Genomic DNA, 19,438 nt, shown 5'->3' on the forward strand with positions numbered 1-19,438 from the left:
ATATGGAAATAATGTAAGGAGTAAACGCCTCATCGTAACTTGGGGCTATCCCACCGAAATGAATTTCAAAAAACAGATTGACCCATTTGATGATTCACAGCTCACCGTGTGCCATTAAATGGGTATTATTTGTATGAAGGGAACATAGCAAGTCTGAAATACGGGACTGTTGATGGAACCTTAATACGGTTCGTGTGGAGAGGAATGGAAAACATGCACACAGGCTACAAGCTGCTGATGGCAGCAACGATTGTCAGTTCTTCAATCGGTTTTAGTCAAGATGTCTCGGCACAACAAGACAGCTACCAGATCGCGTCGACAAGTTACAGTCAACCGTTGACTCAAATTGAGACGTTCATCGGCAGCAAACGAATCGAGACGGTACGTTATACATTAGGCAGTGTCGACCGTCTGCATGACGGATTAATGTACAGCTCCTACGGTGACCGTGTCATTAACCTGAAAAACAGCAAGACGACACTCCAAAAAGTTGCCGACTCGCCACTGCGGATCACGAAGTATAAAAATGTCTATTACGCATTGTCCATGTCGAAGATCAATGAATTTTCGCTCACAAAATATACGTCTGATTTTAAAAAAATCGGCCAGACGAAAAGATTTGTCGGTCACGGGCGGGACATGATCGTAACCGGAGATAAATTGTATGTTCTGGCGAATAACATGAAAACGGAAACGAATTCGGTTGAAGTACATACGTTTGATACTGAACATTTTACGTCTCTCCATCTTGAGAAAATCAAGCCGATGGTTTTTGCGTTTCATTTCCGCCATGCTGGTAATGAGTTGAAAATTTATGGCAATAAAACAGAATCAGGAGAAGAGTTGTCGATTGCGTCTTATGACTTGAAAAAACAACAAGGGAGAATCGTTTTGTCATCCAAGCAACCCGTCATGTGGGTCAACGAGACAAAAGCGTTATCGTCGACAAAGGATTTGGTGTTCAATATGTATTCAATGCTCGAAGTCGATCAAAAGACGAAACAGATCCGGGTTCTGTACAGCAGTAAACAGGCACTGATTGACTATGCGTACGACAGCAAAACAAAAACCTATCACGTCCTCGAAGGGAATTTCGAAACAAGTAATTTCCGTGTCAAGACGCTGAACAGCAACTTCAAACCGGTTGCCGATTATAAGTTTCAATCAACTGCCCGTATGATGCCGTTTCAGGTATTATGAAAAATTCAAGAAGGGGTGTAACTTATGCAAAAAGCTTATAAGCGGCTGATGGCAGCAACGATTGTCAGTTTTTCATTTGGATTAAATCATCAGGTATCAGCACAAAGCGATACCTATCAAGTCGTTTCAACAAGCTATCAGAAACCGATCACTACTTTTGAGACCTATATCGGCAACAAAAAGATTGAAACAGTGCGCTATGCGTTTGGCAACGCTCAATACATAAACGACGGAGTGATGTATGGTTCGGAGACGGATCGTGTCGTTGATTTGAAGAACAGTAAACAGACGGTCAAACGGCTCGCGCCTGCACCGGGTCAAATCAGGAAGTACAAAGACGCCTATTATGTCATGAGCCTGGAAGATATGGATCATTCCTCGCTGACGAAATATACTCTTGATTTTAAGAAAGTGGGGAAGACAAAAAAATTCACCGGATATGGACGGCATCTGATTCTTATCGATAATAAAGCGTACGTGTTGGCCGATCATATGAAAGGATACAACTATTCAATCAAACTGCATACCTTTGATACCAAATCATTTGCAACGTTGCACCATGAGACCATCACATCGATGCTTTTCGCCTATCACATGCGCCAGGTGGGTTCTCAACTCAAGATTTACGGCATCCGTCCGGAACATGAGGAAAAGTTGACAGTCTTGTCGTATGACGTCAAAAAACAGCGCAACGTAAAAACAATGACGACGAACCAGTACGTAAAGGGCGGAGTCGAGAAAACACAAACCCTTACAAAAGAAACCGAACTGATATTCAATCAGGACCGGATGTATGAAATCAACCATAAGACGAAACAAGTCCGTGTCTTATATGACAGTAAAGATGATTTAGTCGACTATGCATATGATGCTAAAACGAAAACGTATCATGTCCTCGAAGAAATCACCAAAACAGCTGAATTCCGGGTTAAGACGCTGAACAGTCACTTTAAGCCGATTGCGGAATACCGCCTGAAAAAATCCGATAGTGTCAGTCCGTTTCGTGTGTTGTGAAGAAACAAGTCCTGCGACTTGTTTCTTTTTTTAGATTAGCAGACCAGACAGTCGCTCGCCCCGAAGACGGTATGTATGCAAATGAAGCTGCAGCGGATTATACTGTTCCGGATGTTGCCCGGCTTCCTTCAACAAATGTTTCGTCCGTTCAACGAAATGCAGATTCATGTAGCCCGAGAGCCAAAGCAAGGCAGCCAGCCGCGGATCCTCTTTCGGCACGAGGATGGTCGGCGAATTATAGTGGCCCAGTAAGATTTTCGCTAAACGACCGGACACATTATGCGATTCGATACTTTCTTGAATCCAAAGAATACCCATTATAGCAAAAACATTTATTTGAAATTCATTACACTGAAAGATACAAATTTTGTATAATGTGTAAGATGCTAGATTAAATCATGAACGTAAGGAGTCAAATGGGATGAAGATTGAGATTCAGAACACCTCAAAAACATATCTGAATGGGAAAAAGGCATTGATGGATGCCAATATCACGTTAGAACCAGGCGTCTATGCGTTGTTCGGAGAGAACGGGGCTGGTAAGTCAACGTTGATGAAGATTTTAGCAGGATTGCTTAAACCATCAACGGGTAAAATTCTTGTTGACGGACAAGAAATGTCGCCACTTGCTGACGCGTACCGCGAAAAAATCGGCTATCTTCCGCAAGACACGCCAATCTACAGCAACTTTACCGCCGCTAAATTTTTAAGTTATCTCGCGACCGTCAAAGGGGTGCCAAAACAAGATGTCCAAACAAGCGTCATGTCCGCCCTCGAAGCGGTCAACATGACAGAACACGCCAATAAGAAGTTGAAAAGCTTTTCCGGTGGTATGAAGCGGAGAATCGGGATTGCCCAATTGTTGCTGAATGATCCGGAACTCTTGATCATTGATGAGCCGACAGCTGGCCTTGATCCAAAGGAACGGATTCATTTCCGGAATCTGATTGCGTCGATTGCCCGGAAGCGGATTGTTTTGCTGTCGACCCATATCGTCTCTGATGTCGGATCGATAGCGCGTGAAATCATTTTAATGAAGCAGGGACGCATCATCAAACAAGCTAATCCGTATGAGCTGTTGGATGAAATTGCGACTGAAATCTGGACCGTTGATGTGACGGATCAGGAATTGCTCGAGTTACAAGACACGTATCAAATCGGATCAATCCAACAAACGCGACAAGGTAAAAACCGGGTCCGAATCATTTCAAGCCAAATGCCGCATCCGAAGGCGGTCCAAGATGAGCCGCAACTGGAAGATTTATACTTGTATCACTTGGACGAACGGAGTAAAAGTGCATGAGCCGATTGATTCGCTTTGAATTGTATAAACTTTGCACATCGATTCCTGCCATGCTGTTCATCGCCGCCTTATTGCTGTACTTGATGTCTTCGGTCTTTTCGGAAGAGGAAGCAAATGTCCGCGCAAAATATGCGGTCTGGGAAGGTCCGGCGACGGCAGAAACATTTAAGAAAATACATGACCGCGCAAATAAAATCAATGATGAAAACTATGATTTAAGTGGACAACCTGATTCCGTTGTTTCATTCGAAAATAAAGCATTCGCCCACTTGTTTAACATTGAAGAAGCCCAAACTTTTAAAGCACAGGGGCTGGAAACTTTAACGAACGGATTGGCCAAATCGGGCTTTGACGAACGGGATCGTGGCTTACATACCAGTCTGTTGGAACAAATCAATCTGGACACGATCCAGTACCACATCCCGGCAGAAAAAGCAGTAACGTTCACGACTCAAGCCGGCGTTGCTATCCTGCTGTTCCCTTTGCTGTTGCTGATTGCTTTCATCTATTCCAAAGAACGGGTTTCGGGCGTCGATCAATATCAACTGCCCGCTGTGAACGGTCGAACGAAGTTACTGACGGCAAAACTGCTTGCCGGATCGATATTCCTGACGGGCATCAGTCTAGTAGTACATCTCGGGATTTTGTGTCTTGCCTGGTATCGTTTTGGAACGATTGATTGGTCCGCTCCGATGCAAGTGATGGATGGTTTGACTAATTCACCGTATCCGTTCTCCATCGGACAATACTGGTTGGTATCGTTTGGTTATCAGACATTTGTATTAATCGTGCTTGGCATTTGGGTGCTCGCAATCTCATTTTTCGTCAAAACGGCGATTCATGCGATTCTCTGGTCGAGCATTTTAATGGGTGTCCCGCTTCTTTACCAATTTGTGATTTCGGGCATCTTTTTTCCGGAAACAAAAGTTTTTGAGCAAGGGATTTTATTTTTCCCGAGCCGGGCCTTGTTGACCGGAGAAGTGTTTAAGACGTATCAGACCATCAATCTCGGAATTCCGCTGTTACTGCCGGCAGCCATTCTGCTTGTACAGGTGATCGTGACCCTGATTGTATTGAAGGTTCTTTATCAAACTAGTCGAAAGAGGCAAGTCGTATGAAAAAATCAGACAGTACGTTGCGGGAACTTGTCCGCTTTGAGTTTTACAAGTTGTTGCAGCAACGTTTTTTATGGTTATTGTTACTTGTCATCCTGATTGCCGGATTGTATTTTTCCGTTCAACGCATGGGATGGCCGTGGGCGGATCGCGTCAATACAGGTTTTGAAGGAGAACTGACTTCAGAAATGATTGCGCGTGCGGAAGCCGGGAGTGAAGCCTATTTCAAAAAAAGTAATCCGACGATAGTGGAAAAGAAACAAAATGCTTCCTATCATAACGTGCTCGAGGCTGCATCGGCTTATGACAAGCAATCTAAAGATGTCTCTTTGCTCCGTCAGGAAGGAGAGGAGGCATCAACTGTATATGAAAAACGGCAACTCTCATTACAAGCTGATTTGACCGAAGCGATTGATTATCGTCCGGTCGGAAACTATCAAACGTTTGATCAATTGCTGACGTTTTCAGGAACCGGTGGATATGCGTTGTTGGCAGTGGTCTTGATTCTCGGAACAGCAGTCAGTTTTTCCAGTGAATATCAGACCGGTGTTGCGGCGTATCTTTATTCCTCACGGCATGGGAGAAAACAATTGTTGACAGCCAAGCTGATGGTATCCGTCGCACTGGTAACGGGGACGATTCTAATCTACAATCTGGTTCAACTGCTGTGTTTCTTCCGCGGGCATTCCGGTTGGAATATTCCGATCCAAGCGGCTTACGGCCAGTCACCGTACCCGTTGACGTTCGCTGAACTGTACGGGATTTCCATCTTGTATCAGTGGGTGATTGCCGTTTCGCTTGTCATCGTCCTGTTGTTCCTGTCGATGTTGATTAAACAGACGGTGGTTGCTGTATTCCTCGGTGGACTCATTGTCGGTGGACCTTTCCTGATTGAAACGATTCTGTTTAATACAAACACACCGGCGTTCATGTGGACTTTGGTGAAGTTCACACAGGGACAGGCACTAAGTGTTTATGTTTTGTTCCGGGAGTATGTGACAGTCAATGTCTTCGGTTATCCGGTCTTGTTGCCGATTGCCGTCCTCGTTGTCACACTTATCACGACACTCATTCTAATCAAACTGATGTACCGGGTAATTGGCCGGAGAATGGCATAATGAAATACAAGAAGGTTCGGCTGTCGCGAGACCAAGCCGAACCTTCTTGTGTAAATCGATAAAAAGTTTACTTATAATCCAAATGAAGCCGGCTGCGAACCGTCTTGATCCGAGAAGCCGTAGTCACGGGCGAGTTCCGAGACGAATAAGGCTTGACCGGTCCGTTGCAGGATATCCGGATCCTGTGCCAGAGCGACGACAGCTCGTCCGACGTAAGCGGTGGTCTCGGTTGCCTGGTTGCCGAATCCTGCGTCCACGACTCGTTCCGTCCGCATGAAACCGGGGCAAAGGGCGACGGCTGCGATTCGTGCCGTTCGAAGTTCCTGTCCCATGACACACGTCATCCGGTTGATCGACTGCATCGCCAAATCGTAATACAAGTTGCCGGCAGGTTGATTCGGACTGAACGACGTCAAATTAACGATCAATGCAGCCGGACTTTGTTCAAGCAACGGAACAGCCGCCCGTGTCGTCAGCAAATAGGCTTTTGGTCCGGCGACCATCATCGCGTCCCAGTGTTCCGGCGGACGTTCCCAAAACCGTTTGCCCTGTCCGGGAGGAAGCGAAGCTTCCGAACCACCGAACACACTGTTGACGAGCAAATCAATCCGACCGTGCTGATCGTGAATCTGTTGAAACAATCGGGCAACATCATCCGGATCCGTATGGTCACAGCGGACCGCAATTCCGTGACCACCGCGAGCCGTGACACCGGCGGCCGTCTGTTCAATTGTTTCCGGACGATCGTCGGTGGAGCTTTCCTGTGTACTGCGTCCGGTGACGTAGACGGTTGCTCCGGCTCGTCCGAGTTCATAAGCAATGCCGCGACCGGCACCCCGTGAAGCACCTGTGACAACAGCAATTTTACTTTTCAATGAAGACATACACATTTCCCACCTCACTTTAAAAATAGGGAACGACAGAAAAAGGGACTTTCGATCAAGATCGGAAGTCCTTTTCGTCTCGCCTTAAAAGCCTTTAATCGTCATCCCACCGTCCACGAATAACGTTTGTCCGGTGACGTATGTTCCGGCATCCGACGCGAGAAAGACAGCCGGTCCGACGAGTTCCGTCAATTCACCGACCCGTCCGAGCGGTGTCACGTCAACGATGTCCTGCAAATAAGAGGGATCAGCGAGTAACGGTTCCGTCAGCGGCGTTTTGAAATACCACGGACCAATCGCATTGACACGGATGTTTTTCGGACCCCATTCAAGCGCGAGGACTTTTGTCATCTGAATCAAAGCTGCTTTTGTCGTCGCGTAGACAACACCGGTCCGCAGCGCGACATGCCCTGCGACCGAAGCGATGTTGAGGATACTGCCACCTGTGTCCTGCATCCGACGGCCGATTTCCTGCGAAAACAGGAAGGCCGATTTTAAGTTCGTTTGTTGAATCGTTTCCCACTCATCTTCCGTGACATCCAGTGCCTTCGAGCGGATATTCATCCCGGCGTTGTTGACGAGCACATCGATCCGGTCGACATATGTATAGGCACGGTCGACCGTCGCTTGGACCTGCGTCCGGTCCGTCACGTCACACGTCAAAACAAAGGCGCGTTGTCCGAGCTGTTCGATTTGTTTCGCTGTTTCTTGCAGGTCGGATTCAGTCCGGGCAACAAGCAGGACATCCGCTCCGGCTTCCGCCATCCCGATGGCGAGAGCACGACCGATTCCGCGTCCGGCACCGGTTACGAGAACGGTTTTTTGATCCAGTCGAAAAGAAGGTAAATACATACGATCACATCCCATCTGACAGTGTAGTTTCACTGTACGCTGAAATTGACTGAAAAGAAAGAAAAATGCTGATGAACGAAGATATATTATGTTATTATTTGGTAAAAAAGGAGGGGTGATATGAAACGGAAGCTCGGACTCATGCTTTTTTCTGTTTTGGTACTGGCCGCATCGCTGGTCGCTTTTGAACGTTATGTCTACACGACGTACATTTATAAACCGGCGGATTATGAATTCAACTATCAGATCGAACCGCGTAAAGGACTGAAGGCGCAGACGATTAAAGTTAAATATTTTCCGAGCGGTCCGATGATCAAAGGGACCTCCTTGTTCTTGCCCGATATACTGGTACCGGTCGGAGCACTGGTCGCAGCCGGATTATCCGTTTTTGTTTTTCGCCGGTTATCCAGATACCGCCGGCGTAAACAGACGCTTGATTCAACGGAGGAAGGGGATTCGCAGGTTTTGCGAACGGTCCCGGTTCCATCTATCTGGCGTCCGCAAGCAAAACAAACGGACTCCGTATCCGAAGTCCGTCACTTGATGTTGTCGTTTGACCGGCAATTGCCTGACGTCTTAAAGCGCCGCCCGGAAGAAACCCTCAAGGATTGGCATGTCCGGATTGAGTTGACGATTGATCCGATGCTGTATCATGTTGTCCGATACGGTGAAATCAACGAGGAGGTACTCGACCGTGCCGATATCGACATACTTCGGATCCAACTGGATCAACGGTTACGGGGATGACCAATCAGGCGGAGTAACGTCTGATGGTGTTCCGCATCCCGCGTCACGAGCGACAATTCGCGTGTCACGTCGAAGCCGGTGATCGGCAGGGTCCGGATTTCCGGAGGAAGACCATCCTGGAAGATGGCCGGTAAAATCGCAATCCCGAGTTTCGCCCGGATGAAGCCGAGGACGCTCGAGCCAAATTCCATTTCTGACGCGATGGTATAGGTCGCGTTGCGCACAGCGAAAGCCGCCTTTAAGATGTTCGTCGAGTCACAGTCGATCGGCAACGACAGAAACGATGAAGCTTCAATCTGATCAAAGCGGACGTCGACACAGCCTTCAAACCGCTCGTCGGCTTCGTGGAAGTACAGTAAAAACGGTTCCGTATACAGGTGCGTCGACGGATACGGATGGTCAATCTGCCGGTCGTCGAGCAACACGGCATCGTACTGATGCTGCTCCAGCCCGGCCATCAGCTCGATGTACGTATGGGCCGTCTTGATCTTGAGTTCCGGACCGTCCACCGATGGATGGTTGGCAAAGTGTTGCGGCAGGTAAGACATGGCGACACTCGGCCAGGAACCGAGGGTAAACGACGTCTGACCCTGCAATTGATCAATTTGCCGTTGCATATCGTCGAGCTGTTCGATGATCCGCTGTCCTTCTTTAAACACGATGTCTCCTGCCGGGGTCAGGGAGACGCCACTCGTCGTCCGGTTGAACAGGGCAGTTCCGACGGCTTGTTCAAGATTTTTGATTTGTTTACTGAGCGCAGGTTGCGTCATGTGCAGCAACTCGCTCGCTTTCGTCAGACTGGATGTTTCCGCCGTGACATGAAAGGCTTCAAGCCATTCGGTTTTCATCAGACTTCACTCTCTCTACATGTTGTTCTGCCTTGACGATACTGTACGTCAGCTCGAAAAGACAACTTTTCCGCTCAATTTTATATATTCCTTGTTTGGAATATTCCTTAAAGGGTATATAGATACAGAAGAGGTGGAAATCATGTCAGATGGGCTTGCACGAACGTTATTTGCTTTATCCGATGCCAATCGATTGAAGATCGTTGAACTGTTGAAGACGGGTCCGTTACCGGTCGGTGAGATTGCGGTGCAACTGCAGTTGAATCAACCGCAGACTTCGAAACACTTAAAGGTTTTGCTCGAAGCGGACATTGTCCGGATGGAGCCGGTCGCGAACCGCCGAATCTATCATTTACGGACGGAAGTATTTCAAGGCATCACTGCGTGGAGTCAATCGTTTGAACAGCAGATGGTCAGTCGGATGGTCCGGCTTGAAGCGTACTTGGAACAGCAGCAGAAATCAGTCGATTCAGAAGGAGTGAATAAAAATGGAGGATAAATTAAAAACGACGGTAAATGGTTCCGTCTTACAGATGGAATGGACATTTGCCGCACCGCGCGAGATGGTGTTCGCCGCGTTTACGCAAAAAGAACAACTCGAAGCCTGGTGGGGACCCGAGGGTTGGGAGACGGAAATTACGACATTCGACTTTGTTGAAGGCGGTATCTGGCATTACTGCATGCGTTGCAAGGATCCCGCACAAGGCGATTTTTATGGAATGGAGTCGTGGGGCAAAGCGATTTTCCGGCAGATCGACGCGCCGCATCGTTACGCCCACGCCGACTATTTCTCGGACGCGTCAGGGATGATTTCGGAGGAACTACCGGGCAGTGAAAACGAAACGACGTTCGAAACCGTCGGCAATCGGACCCGGGTGGTGTTCCGGTCTGACTTTAAGACGGAGGAAGCGGTCAAACAAGTCCTTGAGATGGGGATGAAAGAAGGATTTACGTCACAACTCCACCGCCTCGACGACTGGCTGGTACAACGAACCATGTGAGGCATTATTAAACGATCCGTCGACAACGGATCGTTTTTTGCTATCAAGGATACGGGAAATGTATTTTCTGACAAGTTATCATAATTATGGGTTTTTTAGAGTGAAAACGCTTTATTTTTCGTTCGAAGAAACCGTTATACAACAAGAGATGACTGAAAAGGAGTGCAACGAGATGAAATGGTGGTCAAAGCAACAGGAGATGACGTTCTCAGAACGGATCGTTCAAGAACGTGATTTCGTCCGATTAGAAGCTGGGACTGGATTGACCGAACAACTTCAATTGATTGATCTGACGGTCGAAGATTTACAAATTGTCCGTTTGATTCGTCACGATGTCGCCGACTGGATGCCACAAATGGTCGACGCCTTTTATGCAGAACTGGTCCGGGTGCCGGAACTGAAACAGCTGATCGAACGTCACTCGACACTGGAGCGTTTAAAAGGAACACTTGCCAAGCACATCTTGCAGATGTTTGACGGACAAGTGACGCCGGAATATGTAGCGGTCCGAAAACGGATCGCCGATCGTCATGTCCGGATCGGCTTACATAATAAATGGTACATTGCTTCGTTTCAAAAGGTGTTGAACGTCTTCAGTCAACAAGTTGAGGCAAGCACGTTGCCCCAGTCGGAACAAGTCCGGATTGTCCGGTCGGTCGGAAAGCTGTTTAATCTCGAACAACAAATCGTCCTGGCGATGTATGAAGATACGATCGAGGACGAGCGGCAGATGGTTACGGATGCAAAAGTCCGGATCGGTCAAGCCGTCCAAAAATCGACGGAAGAATTGGCGGCGATGAGTGAACAGTCGTCGGCGAGTTTTCAGGAGATGGAACGGCATGCCCAACAGGTTTCGCTGACAACGGGAACGATTGCGACGCAATTAAGCCAAGCCGCAAAAGAAGCAGAGGATGGCGTCGATTTGGTCGAATCGGAAACAAAACGGTTTGAGCACGTCGTCGCTGAGATGACACAGACGACGGAACAGATGACGCAACTTGCTTTTTTATCGCAAGAAATCGAACGAATTGCCGGAATGGTCACGGCCATTTCCGATCAGACGAATTTACTGAGTCTGAATGCTTCGATTGAGGCAGCCCGGGCGGGAGAGATGGGGCGTGGTTTTACTGTCGTTGCACAGGAAATCCGCAAGCTTGCCGAAGAGAGTAAACGTTCCGCCTCCGAGGCATCCAGCATCGCGCAGGAAATCACGTCCAAAATGGGGCAAGTCTCACAGCGGATGAACGGAACAGAACAATCGGTCGTGCAAACGACGGAGGAACTGACACGTGTTGTCCATGCCTTTACGACAATCTCCCGTCAAACTGTTGATGTTTCAAAACAAATCGTCAGCTTATCGCAAGACACGGACCAAGTCGCGGGAACGATTGAAGGGATGCGACGGATTGCCCAGTCGATTGCCGAAACGGCAGATGATTTACAAACCGTTGCGACGACACTCTAAAGGAGGAAAAGGAATGAATAGGCGTGGGCTTGCCGTAATTGGTTTTTGTTTGTTGACGTTAGGCGGATGCGGAAAAAGTTATTCCATGGAGGAAGCTGTCAAAAACGGAGACATCGTCACGACACCGGAGCAACACCACATGGATCGATTTGCGACGTTCCTGAAGCACGTCGACGAAAAAGAGAAGGACACGATCCGGATTACGAATTATACGACGGAAGGGGATGCAATCCTCGAGGACGTCAGCTATGACGGCAAACGATTCACGTACTCGCTCGATTCGTCACGCGACGCATACGGTTCGCAAACGGACGACCGGAACAAGGAAATCTGTCAAAATCTCGAGAAGCGGACGGAAAATGAACGGTCCGTCTTCTTCTTGACCGACTGCGAAGAAGGGGAGGACCATGAAATCCTCGTATCAGATGTTGCAGAATCAGAACAATGAAAAAAACGGTTGATCCTCCATTTGCTTGAGGATCAACCGTTTTTTTTAACGCGATTCTTCCAGGATCCGTAATGCTTCGCGCCAGCTCGTGAATCGTTCAATCAGCAACGTCAACGAGGGCAGTTGCTGCTTACGGGCGAAGCGGACATAATCCTGACTCGTTATCGCCGGTCCGATTTTCTCATATGCTTGGCGCAAGGCATTTAAACAGTCCTCGTCCGAGTAAAAGCCGTTTGAGGACAATTGAAAGTGCGCCAATGCCTGTTTCCAGGTGCCGTAGTGGCGGATGATCGTGTTCGCACTCATCATCTGTGGATGGGCGGTCCGCAGTTCGGAATAGGACCGGATGGTCACACGGGAGCCACACGTCTCGACGTAAAAAGCGATGCTTTCTTCGACTGTCCAACGTTTTCGGGACGGAGATGATTTGGAGCGGTTCAGCGTCAAACGATCGCGGTTTGATAAATCAATCGGTTTAACGATACCGGCTTGTTCCAGTAGTTTCGTCCAGGATCCAAACCGTTGTTCAATTTCCTCTAAAGAAGGATAGGGTAAATAGGTTGCCAGCTTTTGATAATGGGCCGCTTTCATGGGTGTCGTATGTAACTGATGAAGGCCTTGGATCAATTGAATGATCTTTTGATTCGTTGTCGAGGTGGAAGTGGATGTATGCGTGGTCTGTCTCATCAAGAAGTCTCCCTTAGTGGATGGTTGGAACATAATGTCGCTAGTGTACCATCTCGACGTAACGGAGTGAACTAACAAAATCGTAAGGTTCGGACACGTCTTTTTGAAAATAGGTCAACCTTCCGGAATCGCCGTATAGCGATAAGCGGTCGTTTCCTTAAAAACATAGACAACGCCCGTCGCTTCTTCGTCCCGATATAACGTCGTGCCAGCTTCCCAGTCCGTGGCTGCTAGGTCCGTCAACGGTTGTTTGGCAGTCACCTGTTTTTTGACCGTCGAAAAGGAGGTCACGTTCTCTTTTTTGATGGTCGCGTCCGTTCCGTCGAGCTGATACACCCGGTCGTCTGCCCGAATCAAGTCGGCTGTTGTATCTTGACGGGCTTCGGCTGCAATCGAGTCCGTTGTAGACGTCGTGGTTTCAGTAGCACAACCTGCGCTCAAACATAAACTGCTTAAGAGTAATAACGTGGCACGTTTCTTCATACCAAAACCTCGCTTTCAAATCTGATTTGTTTTTATCAAAATTAGAAGAGAGTACTCCCACTTCTGAACGTTCAGGGCGAAGACCTAGTACAAGTAGGAGATGAATCGTCTTCGGGGAAGGCGTGTCTTGCTACATGTCAATTGTCCGACACTCTTGCTTTGAAACAATTAAAATCAGGAATAAAAAAAGAGTCATGTTCTTTGAAAACTGAAGATATAGGGTTGTGACAGGAAGTTCGTCTGTCACGTAAAATCTTCAACGTTCACTTTGAGGATGACCGAAGTAGCGAAAACCAAGCAGAGTAGGCATCCATATAAAAGAAACGGACAAGATCAACGTTCAACCGTCGGGACGACGGGGTTAGCCTGATAAATTTTTGACCGCTAGGTTGAATAACTCAGGAATCCTCCACCTCTTAGCGAAGCGTAGGTGGAGGTAGTTCAAGTGGATCACTTATTTTTCTAACTCATGGAGTGAGGAATACAAAGTATAAGCTCCTTTTAAACTTTTTTTCTTAGAAGCATACATCGCAATATCTGCATGTTTCATCAATTCTCGAAATGATTTTGAGTCCATTGGAAAGGATGATACGCCAAGACTTGGAGGACAATGAATGGTATGCCCTTGAATGTTGTAAGGATCTTGAAGACGAGTTACTAGCATTCGTGCTAACTCCTGCAATTTTGAATCCGATTCGATATTTTCCGCAATTAAAGTAAATTCATCTCCACCTTGTCTTGCGATCATCGTAAAAGCTTCAGAAATAGTAAACAAACGCTGAGCAACAGCTGTAAGAAGTTGATCACCTACGTCATGTCCTAAAGAATCGTTCACATGTTTAAATTGATTTAAATCCATGAAAAATAATGAAATGTTTTGATTCGCATTGATATTTGTTTGAGTATTAATCAATTCATGGATTTTTTCCTCAAAAGCTATCCTGTTGTTAAGTCCTGTCAAGGCATCATGGTAAGCTAAGTAATTAACTTTTTGTTCATTAAGTTTATTAATAGTAATGTCTTTGCCAATTCCAAAGATGCCGACTAACTTATTGCGAACAATAATCGGAATGTTTGTGATATGCATATAGACTTTACTTTCATGATGACTGTTAACGATTGTTTCATAACTCCTTGGATGGCCTACAAACACTTGTTTAAGTTCAGAAGTGACACGATCGCGATCAAGAGGATCGACGTATGACAAACTGTTTTTACCGATTAGTTTTTCATTGGTTACACCAAGTAATGCACTACAAGCTTTATTGGCACTTTCGAACCGACCCATAAGATCAGTGGAATAGACAGGATCTGGATGATATTCAAATAACGATTTATAGCGTTCTTCACTTATTTCCAACTCTTTCGTTTTACGGTAATACTGTTTGACCAGACGCTGATTTTCTAAAATCATGAGTACTTGTCTAACAATGACCAATACAATAGATAGACCTGATCCGATGGTGACGGAATCCATTCCATTCGAGTGTAAGCCCATGAAAAGAAATAGAACCAAGACACCACCATATGGAGTCAACAGTTGAAAAATATTCATTCGGGAGATCAGTAGTTCAGACTCTACCGGAGTTTTCGAAGAAGAATGTAGTAATCCTGACAAACCGAGTAACATCATGACGACAATAAATAAGGGGTCAATGAAGCTACCTGAAAAATAGGCACCAATCGATACTAGATAGAGATAAACAGAATCAGCGACAGCTTGTATAAATAAAGCTGTAAATACAAGTAGTGTAGAAGTGTTTTGGTTTTGTTTAGTCGCACTAAAAAAAAGAAACGCGGTTGCCAAAAGCATTCCTAAATCACCAACTGGATACGCCAACGAAACGATCAGCTCATTCATGGTGATATCTTGTGAATCCAAAATGGGCGCAATTAAAAAGTGCCAAGAAAACGTCGAGGAGACTACTAAAACAATTAAAACATCAAATAGGAATGGAACGCGCTCTTGTTTTTTTGTTTGATGAAAGACTTTGTACAGCAGGGCACTTAAAATAAAAACAACCTGTAACAGATAAAAAACATCCGTCAGACCGGGAGAAGGTATTGCCTTTGAAAAGATGCTCTCGGTAATGAACCAGATAATCTCTGCAATCAGGTAACAGCATGTTGCAATTGCGAGGAGCATCCAAAATGTTTTATCTGTACCTTTCGATTTTTTGACCGTGGACGCAAGCCAAACGAAGGCGATGAAAATTCCGAAAATAGAAAATAGATTTCCACCGAATGCTTGAATATAGGAGTCATCATTCCAAGCTAAAATCCATATATAATAGAGAAAGAGATAAAAAAACGTAATGGATAAAGGCCATCGTAATGATTTAAGCATATATCATCTATACTCCTTTTTTTGTGATTTATTCATTATACATTCTTACCTCATGGTTCTAGCAGGTAATTGCGATTTAGGGGAATGAAAATTCGTTTACATAAGAAAACTTTTAACTATCTCGCTTTCTGCGTCTTATAAACAAGAAACAGACGAATCATTGTGATCGTCTGTTTTTGGTGCCCTCAGTGATGACTGATTTCCGTTAAAACCATTGTTTCTTGAACGGGAAGCAAAGCCATGAATGCTTTTGCTTCTACGGGCGGTGAGAAGAAGTACCCTTGTCCGATCGGACAGCCGTATTGTTCCAAGATTTTTTTCTGTTGCAAGGTTTCAATCCCTTCCGCGACAATCGATAATTTTAAATTCATACCTAGCTCAATAATGGTTTTGACGATTGGAGAAGAGGAATCCCCCTCTAGTCGATCGACAAAAGATTTATCAATTTTCAGCGTATCGATTGGCAACTGCTCCAATACGTTGAGTGAAGAATATCCTGTACCGAAGTCATCAATCGACGTTTCGACACCCAATCGAGCAAGGTCTTGGAGGATGGAAATACTTTCCTCGATATCCTGAACAATACTTTCGGTGATTTCTAATTCCAACCATTGAGCATCCAGACCTGTTTCCTTTAAAATCGTTTCCACTTTCTCACTGAAAAGAGGATTCTGAAATTGAAGTGATGAAACATTTACTGATAGCAGAAGTGGCGTGAAGCCTGACGTTTGGAGTTTTTTATTATACATACAAGCCGTACGCAACACCCATTCACCGATTTCATTGATCAATCCGGACTCTTCTGCGATTGGGATGAATTCAGCGGGTGAGATGAATCCGAAATCCGGATGTTTCCATCGTATCAATGCTTCCATACCCACAATGTTTTCGGTCGACAAATGAACTTTCGGTTGGTAATACACTTCAAATTGATTTGATTGTAGTGCATTTCGCAAATGGGTCTCCATTTCTAAATGCTGTGCCAGCCGTGAAGTGAACGAAGCATCATAAAAAGTATACAGATGATGCGTTCTATTTTGTGAATGATACAAGGCTTCGCTTGCTAATCTTTGAAGCTCTTCTAAATCGTCACTGTGAACAGGAAATAAACTGATTCCAATTCGGGGGACCAAGCTAATCTCATGGTATTCAATTTTCATAGTGGTCCGTAAAAAAGCAATCATCTCGTTACATCGTTCATGAAGCGTTTCTACTTTTTCGTAAGGAAGTAGTACGGTGAATTCATTTTCGCTCGTCCGAAATACACGGACCCCTTTCGGAAGGATGACGGATAATCTACTATTCATGACTTGGATGATTTGATTTCCCACATGATAACCAAAGGCATCCATGAATTGTTTAAATCGATCCAAATGAACCACTACAACTGCAATCGATGCGTCGGGATATTGCTTAAGTTCAGGGGTCGACCGGATAAAATCCGCCTGGTTACCAATACCAGTTAAACGATCCCGATATGCGACATCCTCAAGTTCCGTCAACAGGCGCTTATTTTTTATTAAAACGAGGGTTTGTCGAATCAAGATGAGTGTAAAAATGGTAAACCATCCGATACTCAAAGCATTTAGATGCCATTCATACGATTTAATCATTAAAAAAGATAAAAGAAGAATAATTGTATAAGGAAGTAAAAATTCTCGTTTGAAAAAAGGTCTTTTAACTTTTAAAGTATGCTGTGATTGGGTGGGTGCATAGTGAAGGCCTGTAAATCCGATGAACAATAAAGCAAGTGTCCACATAAAATCCACCAGTTTACCGGCTTCATAGGTATTCTCGATGGTGAGTTGGGCAAAAATCACATCTCCCGCTACCTGTAGAAATAATCCAATAACGAGAAAAATCAAGGTATGGTTTTTGCGATCAAATGGTATTAGATAACCGACAGTCACAATGAAAAATAAAATGCCTAAATCAGCAAATTGAAACAATATAGTGATGGTATTTAACCAAAAAGACTCTTTTTGCAGATGGTAAAGCGGATGAAGTAAGTAAAAATAACTAATTGAACTCGCCGCCACCATGTAGATGGCCATGTTAAAGAAATACGTCGTATTTGCTAAAATGGTACTATCCTTACGTAATTTAAAGATCAAAGCACTGAAATAAAGAAAGTAAGCACAAATCCAAAGTACTGACGAAAAAACGGGCGTTTGAACGGTGTGAGAACGTAACATAATCACTATCCAAATGAATGTCCCGAACGCTGAAAAAAATGTTCCTCCGGAGAGAAATAGCCAAAAGGGTTGGTCCTTCTTTGCTGCACGTCGGAATGTCTTAAACAGCCAATAAGTACTTAACAATCCAACCGTTAATTGAATACTATTTAAATTTAACACGCGCTTCCAGGACGGTCCTTCAAATATCAATAAGTGAAATCCGAATGATAAAAAAATAAAAATAAGACTTAAAAAAGATATGAATTTCAAGTTTCTCAAATTAAAACCTCCTTTAAGCTGTTGATAAGACACCTGCAGTTCAATAGTATATCGGCTTTTTGAGGGATTATTTCGATATTGTAATTCAAATAAATCTGAAGAATCATTTTTAGAGATATAAAAGTGGGGCATCAAAAACAAAAAAAGACACTGATCACAAAGATCATGTCTTTTTAATAGGTACTGCAGGAATGAAAGGAACCATTTAAATGAAGCAGACGTGAGCTTGTTTCATACAGGAGATTGAAACATATAGACCAACCTGGCCATCGTTTCTTCAAACGAACGAACCGGCAGGTAACCGAGGGCAACGATGTTATCGTTCGAATAGGTCGGATGCTCCGCGATCCGGTTCGGGATGCGGTACGGCTTGCCCGACGCTGCAATCAGACGCATGCGAAAGTCGGTTTCCGGAATGTTGGCGTCGACCGCATGGAAGACGTCACCGGCTTGCCCGCGTGTGAGGACGAGGTACACCATTTCGGCCAGATTATCGGCATGAATCCAGTTCACGACATCGTCCGGATGGACCCAAGTCACGATCTCCGCCTCCTGCATCCGTTTGACTTGGCGGTCGCCCCAGTAGGAATCGTGCTCGGCACAGATGGCACCGGACCGTAAAATGCGGACGTCGAGTCCGTGCGCGGCATACTCGTTCAAAATGCGTTCCGAGCGGATTTTCGTCTCGATGTACGGTGCCGGATGGTCAACGGCGAGCGGCGACGACTCGGTCAACTGACCGTCCGCCGGTTCTCCGTAGACGGATGTCGTCGAGATATGGACGATGCGTGCCCCCGTTTCATGTGCCACAGCGGCCAAGTGCTCGACGCCAACCACGTTGGCTTGATGCGCGAGGACCGGGTCCTCTCCAAGATAGGCGGCACAATGGATCACCCAGTCAATCTTCTCCATCGCTTGTCGAAGCGACGCTCGATTGGTAAGGTCACCGAGGACCGGTGTGAAATCCAGTTGCTTCATAGCAGCAAATTGATCGGGATTCCGGATCAAGCCGCGGACTTCAAGTGCTTCCGGCACCAGTCGTCTTGCGACACGTGCGCCGAGCGTCCCGGTGACGCCGGTCACCAAAATGCGTGTTCCTGTCAGTTTCAAATCATCGACCTTCTTTCCTCTATCAGTTGACCCGTTCGATCGTTGCGACGAGCGGTTTTTTGTCCTTCCGGTATTCGAACCGGATGATGTCCCCCGGTTTTAAGGCGGATAATGGGTTGGTCTGACCGTCAATCTTCGTCTGATCGTCAATCGTGACTTCGGTCAAGGCGTACTGCTCCTCAGGTTTCTGTTTGTCAGGAGCCAAGGACAATTGATTACCTGTGACGTCGACAACGACATAGTGTTCATTTGAGCAACCACTTAATACCAATAAGGTCAGCAGACTAATCAGAATGATGCCGATTTTTCGTCGCATGTCTTCACCACACTTTCGCCAAGTTTGATCATTCGAACCGGACT

At 45.8% G+C, this 19,438-nt stretch carries 20 protein-coding genes; 10 read left to right on the forward strand and 10 right to left on the reverse strand.

The annotated features are described in order from the left end of the window. Positions 1-213: 213 nt before the first annotated feature. Both D3D03_RS04265 and D3D03_RS04270 read left to right on the forward strand, forming a co-directional pair. Positions 214-1,200 (forward strand): hypothetical protein, encoded by a 987-nt coding sequence (locus D3D03_RS04265; RefSeq protein ID WP_119922886.1) that lies wholly within the window; start codon positions 214-216, stop codon positions 1,198-1,200. Between the two features lie 24 nt (positions 1,201-1,224). After that, positions 1,225-2,214 carry a hypothetical protein gene (locus D3D03_RS04270; RefSeq protein WP_119922887.1) on the forward strand — a complete coding sequence of 330 codons (990 nt, stop codon included), beginning with the start codon at positions 1,225-1,227 and terminating at the stop codon, positions 2,212-2,214. Positions 2,215-2,244: 30 nt separating this feature from the next. Here the strand turns inward: D3D03_RS04270 and D3D03_RS04275 are convergent, their stop codons facing one another. Then, positions 2,245-2,532 (reverse strand): hypothetical protein, encoded by a 288-nt coding sequence (locus tag D3D03_RS04275; protein ID WP_119922888.1) that lies wholly within the window; start codon positions 2,530-2,532, stop codon positions 2,245-2,247. A gap of 103 nt (positions 2,533-2,635) precedes the next feature. On the opposite strand from D3D03_RS04275, the gene D3D03_RS04280 reads away from it, so the two are divergent. Genes D3D03_RS04280 through D3D03_RS04290 form a run of 3 tightly spaced genes read left to right on the forward strand, consistent with a single transcriptional unit; the run spans position 2,636 to position 5,750 of the window. Further along, positions 2,636-3,517 carry an ABC transporter ATP-binding protein gene (locus D3D03_RS04280; RefSeq protein WP_026833021.1) on the forward strand — a complete coding sequence of 294 codons (882 nt, stop codon included), beginning with the start codon at positions 2,636-2,638 and terminating at the stop codon, positions 3,515-3,517. Then, entirely contained in the window at positions 3,514-4,635 is a 1,122-nt protein-coding gene (locus D3D03_RS04285) for a hypothetical protein (RefSeq protein ID WP_119922889.1), read from the forward strand. The genes D3D03_RS04280 and D3D03_RS04285 overlap by 4 nt, the downstream gene beginning before the upstream one ends. Continuing rightward, positions 4,632-5,750: an ABC transporter permease subunit gene (locus tag D3D03_RS04290; protein WP_119922890.1), complete on the forward strand. Its 1,119-nt coding sequence runs from the start codon at positions 4,632-4,634 to the stop codon at positions 5,748-5,750. Before D3D03_RS04285 ends, D3D03_RS04290 begins: the two co-directional genes overlap by 4 nt. A 71-nt stretch (positions 5,751-5,821) precedes the next feature. Here the strand turns inward: D3D03_RS04290 and D3D03_RS04295 are convergent, their stop codons facing one another. Then, positions 5,822-6,634, reverse strand: a complete 813-nt coding sequence (locus D3D03_RS04295) for an SDR family NAD(P)-dependent oxidoreductase (protein ID WP_119922891.1) — start codon at positions 6,632-6,634, stop codon at positions 5,822-5,824. A gap of 84 nt (positions 6,635-6,718) precedes the next feature. Then, entirely contained in the window at positions 6,719-7,486 is a 768-nt protein-coding gene (locus D3D03_RS04300) for an SDR family NAD(P)-dependent oxidoreductase (RefSeq protein WP_119922892.1), read from the reverse strand. Positions 7,487-7,606: 120 nt separating this feature from the next. Here D3D03_RS04300 and D3D03_RS04305 point away from each other — a divergent pair, with 120 nt between their 5' ends. After that, positions 7,607-8,233, forward strand: coding sequence for a hypothetical protein (locus D3D03_RS04305; RefSeq protein ID WP_119922893.1), 627 nt, complete (start codon positions 7,607-7,609; stop codon positions 8,231-8,233). Here the strand turns inward: D3D03_RS04305 and D3D03_RS04310 are convergent. Then, positions 8,215-9,081, reverse strand: a complete 867-nt coding sequence (locus D3D03_RS04310; RefSeq protein ID WP_119922894.1) for a LysR family transcriptional regulator — start codon at positions 9,079-9,081, stop codon at positions 8,215-8,217. The two genes, D3D03_RS04305 and D3D03_RS04310, sit on opposite strands and share 19 nt — an antisense overlap. Before the next feature lie 142 nt (positions 9,082-9,223). On the opposite strand from D3D03_RS04310, the gene D3D03_RS04315 reads away from it, so the two are divergent. The 4 genes from D3D03_RS04315 to D3D03_RS04330 all read left to right on the forward strand — a co-directional run bounded on the left by D3D03_RS04315 (position 9,224) and on the right by D3D03_RS04330 (position 11,995). Next, complete coding sequence (locus D3D03_RS04315; protein ID WP_119922895.1) at positions 9,224-9,580, forward strand: ArsR/SmtB family transcription factor; 357 nt, start codon at positions 9,224-9,226, stop codon at positions 9,578-9,580. Continuing rightward, positions 9,570-10,082 (forward strand): SRPBCC family protein, encoded by a 513-nt coding sequence (locus tag D3D03_RS04320; RefSeq protein WP_119922896.1) that lies wholly within the window; start codon positions 9,570-9,572, stop codon positions 10,080-10,082. The genes D3D03_RS04315 and D3D03_RS04320 overlap by 11 nt, the downstream gene beginning before the upstream one ends. Before the next feature lie 172 nt (positions 10,083-10,254). Next, a complete protein-coding gene (locus D3D03_RS04325) occupies positions 10,255-11,547 on the forward strand; it encodes a globin-coupled sensor protein (protein WP_119922897.1) in 1,293 nt (430 codons plus the stop codon). Positions 11,548-11,560: 13 nt separating this feature from the next. Beyond that, complete coding sequence (locus D3D03_RS04330) at positions 11,561-11,995, forward strand: DUF4362 domain-containing protein (protein WP_026833011.1); 435 nt, start codon at positions 11,561-11,563, stop codon at positions 11,993-11,995. 45 nt (positions 11,996-12,040) lie between these two features. Here D3D03_RS04330 and D3D03_RS04335 read toward each other — a convergent pair whose 3' ends face one another. The 6 genes from D3D03_RS04335 to D3D03_RS04360 all read right to left on the reverse strand — a co-directional run bounded on the left by D3D03_RS04335 (position 12,041) and on the right by D3D03_RS04360 (position 19,394). Then, complete coding sequence (locus tag D3D03_RS04335; protein WP_026833010.1) at positions 12,041-12,682, reverse strand: hypothetical protein; 642 nt, start codon at positions 12,680-12,682, stop codon at positions 12,041-12,043. A 114-nt stretch (positions 12,683-12,796) separates the two neighbouring features. Further along, positions 12,797-13,165, reverse strand: a complete 369-nt coding sequence (locus tag D3D03_RS04340) for a hypothetical protein (protein WP_119922898.1) — start codon at positions 13,163-13,165, stop codon at positions 12,797-12,799. 454 nt (positions 13,166-13,619) lie between these two features. Beyond that, positions 13,620-15,512: a DUF4084 domain-containing protein gene (locus D3D03_RS04345; protein WP_119922899.1), complete on the reverse strand. Its 1,893-nt coding sequence runs from the start codon at positions 15,510-15,512 to the stop codon at positions 13,620-13,622. A 185-nt stretch (positions 15,513-15,697) separates the two neighbouring features. Continuing rightward, entirely contained in the window at positions 15,698-17,968 is a 2,271-nt protein-coding gene (locus D3D03_RS04350; protein ID WP_158583683.1) for a putative bifunctional diguanylate cyclase/phosphodiesterase, read from the reverse strand. 231 nt (positions 17,969-18,199) lie between these two features. Further along, on the reverse strand, positions 18,200-19,078 hold the full coding sequence (locus D3D03_RS04355; RefSeq protein ID WP_026833008.1) for an NAD-dependent epimerase/dehydratase family protein: 879 nt from the start codon (positions 19,076-19,078) through the stop codon (positions 18,200-18,202). Positions 19,079-19,100: 22 nt separating this feature from the next. Beyond that, positions 19,101-19,394, reverse strand: coding sequence for a hypothetical protein (locus tag D3D03_RS04360; protein WP_026833007.1), 294 nt, complete (start codon positions 19,392-19,394; stop codon positions 19,101-19,103). Positions 19,395-19,438 lie beyond the last annotated feature (44 nt).

The organism is Exiguobacterium sp. RIT452 (assembly GCF_003598705.1).
In the GTDB taxonomy this organism is placed as follows: Bacteria; Bacillota; Bacilli; order Exiguobacteriales; family Exiguobacteriaceae; genus Exiguobacterium_A; species Exiguobacterium_A undae.

Bases quoted from the DNA above. Each gene is read 5' to 3' on its own strand.
- D3D03_RS04265 (WP_119922886.1), top strand. From the start codon at position 214: ATGCACACAGGCTACAAGCTGCTGATGGCAGCAACGATTGTCAGTTCT.
- D3D03_RS04270 (WP_119922887.1), top strand. From the start codon at position 1,225: ATGCAAAAAGCTTATAAGCGGCTGATGGCAGCAACGATTGTCAGTTTT.
- D3D03_RS04275 (WP_119922888.1), bottom strand. From the start codon at position 2,532: ATGGGTATTCTTTGGATTCAAGAAAGTATCGAATCGCATAATGTGTCC.
- D3D03_RS04280 (WP_026833021.1), top strand. From the start codon at position 2,636: ATGAAGATTGAGATTCAGAACACCTCAAAAACATATCTGAATGGGAAA.
- D3D03_RS04285 (WP_119922889.1), top strand. From the start codon at position 3,514: ATGAGCCGATTGATTCGCTTTGAATTGTATAAACTTTGCACATCGATT.
- D3D03_RS04290 (WP_119922890.1), top strand. From the start codon at position 4,632: ATGAAAAAATCAGACAGTACGTTGCGGGAACTTGTCCGCTTTGAGTTT.
- D3D03_RS04295 (WP_119922891.1), bottom strand. From the start codon at position 6,634: ATGTCTTCATTGAAAAGTAAAATTGCTGTTGTCACAGGTGCTTCACGG.
- D3D03_RS04300 (WP_119922892.1), bottom strand. From the start codon at position 7,486: ATGTATTTACCTTCTTTTCGACTGGATCAAAAAACCGTTCTCGTAACC.
- D3D03_RS04305 (WP_119922893.1), top strand. From the start codon at position 7,607: ATGAAACGGAAGCTCGGACTCATGCTTTTTTCTGTTTTGGTACTGGCC.
- D3D03_RS04310 (WP_119922894.1), bottom strand. From the start codon at position 9,081: ATGAAAACCGAATGGCTTGAAGCCTTTCATGTCACGGCGGAAACATCC.
- D3D03_RS04315 (WP_119922895.1), top strand. From the start codon at position 9,224: ATGTCAGATGGGCTTGCACGAACGTTATTTGCTTTATCCGATGCCAAT.
- D3D03_RS04320 (WP_119922896.1), top strand. From the start codon at position 9,570: ATGGAGGATAAATTAAAAACGACGGTAAATGGTTCCGTCTTACAGATG.
- D3D03_RS04325 (WP_119922897.1), top strand. From the start codon at position 10,255: ATGAAATGGTGGTCAAAGCAACAGGAGATGACGTTCTCAGAACGGATC.
- D3D03_RS04330 (WP_026833011.1), top strand. From the start codon at position 11,561: ATGAATAGGCGTGGGCTTGCCGTAATTGGTTTTTGTTTGTTGACGTTA.
- D3D03_RS04335 (WP_026833010.1), bottom strand. From the start codon at position 12,682: ATGAGACAGACCACGCATACATCCACTTCCACCTCGACAACGAATCAA.
- D3D03_RS04340 (WP_119922898.1), bottom strand. From the start codon at position 13,165: ATGAAGAAACGTGCCACGTTATTACTCTTAAGCAGTTTATGTTTGAGC.
- D3D03_RS04345 (WP_119922899.1), bottom strand. From the start codon at position 15,512: ATGCTTAAATCATTACGATGGCCTTTATCCATTACGTTTTTTTATCTC.
- D3D03_RS04360 (WP_026833007.1), bottom strand. From the start codon at position 19,394: ATGCGACGAAAAATCGGCATCATTCTGATTAGTCTGCTGACCTTATTG.